Annotated in this window: 1 protein-coding gene; it reads left to right on the top strand. The window is 56.0% G+C overall.

All coding sequences use genetic code 11. The annotated features are described in order from the left end of the window. The first annotated feature begins 264 nt into the window (after positions 1-264). Positions 265-1,146 (top strand): transposase, encoded by an 882-nt coding sequence (locus VMT30_09090; protein HVQ45084.1) that lies wholly within the window; start codon positions 265-267, stop codon positions 1,144-1,146. Positions 1,147-1,158: the final 12 nt, after the last annotated feature.

Raw genomic sequence — 1,158 nt, 5'->3', positions numbered from 1 at the left:
CCTGACCCACCCTCACTTTTGACATAACCATCATTTAGACGCAAAAATGACGGCAAAACGTTTCTGGAGGAAACAAAAATGCCGTCACCAAAAATCATACCGGTGTGCAGCCGGATAGTCCAACAACAGTTATTACCGCAGATCCCACCTCGCTGGAGGCACCAGTTCAAGTTTGGAGTCGCAGCTCTCACCGCCAAGCCGTTTGCCAGCCTGGCTTCAAACGCCCGGCAAACCATAACTCATCCAGATACCGCCAGTACCAAAATGGACCGGCTGACTTGTAATGGGGGGCTAGCTAATGCTTTTGCCGAAGCTGTGTGCGGCCTCGGCTATATCCGGCCAACGAGTATTGTGGCCTGCGACCATTCCGACTTTAACGGCTTGAGTGCCTTCGTCGGGGCCGTCCAAACCCGGCGCGGCCGGGCCATTCCCTGCCTGGTCGAAACGACGTATTCACTCGGATTACCTGCCCACCCTGACGCGCCCAAGCGCAAGCAAGCTATGCGCCAGGCTCGGGCAAAGTCTGAGGAGACCTTGTACGGCCAGGTTGAATCGGCGCTTGTAGCTTGGGCCAAGATGCTCGGGTTCTGGCCTCGGCTCGTCTTTGACCGAGGCTTCGGTGGAACACATCTGGTCCGGGTGCTCGTGGAGCACAAGGCCACGTTTTACATCCGGCTCAAAGCTGGTAGGCGGGTGCTGCTGAGCGACACATGGTTGCCGGTACGGAATCTGGCGGCAACCGACACGACTATCCGGCTGGCCGAGCTGGAGCTGCGGGTTGTGCGGAGTGATGACCCTAAAACCGGTGAGCCTTGGTATATTTTGACCTCTGACCAAACCAGCACCCGGGACCAGATTATCCGGATTTACTACCACCGGTTTGAGGTTGAGGAAACATTTAAAGACCTCAAGCATGTACTTGAGCTGAAGGCGGTGAGATTCATGAAGCCGCTGAGCCTCAAGGTCGTGCTGTGGTTTGCGAGCCTGAGCCTCATTTTGTCGTTTCTGGTGGACTGGTGGGAACAGATTAAATACCCGAGACACCCCAAGAAACAGCTCTCTCATTACAAGCAATTCTTTGAGGCCCTGATGCGGGAGGCCTACGGTCCGCCGACGGATATGATTACGGGAGGGCTGGGGAAGTGAGGGTGGGTCAGA

Source organism: Candidatus Saccharimonadia bacterium, assembly GCA_035544015.1.
Taxonomy (GTDB): domain Bacteria; phylum Patescibacteriota; class Saccharimonadia; order UBA4664; family UBA4664; genus UBA5169.
The sequence above is the reverse complement of the archived record's forward strand: the minus strand, read 5'-3'. Positions and strand labels throughout refer to the sequence as shown.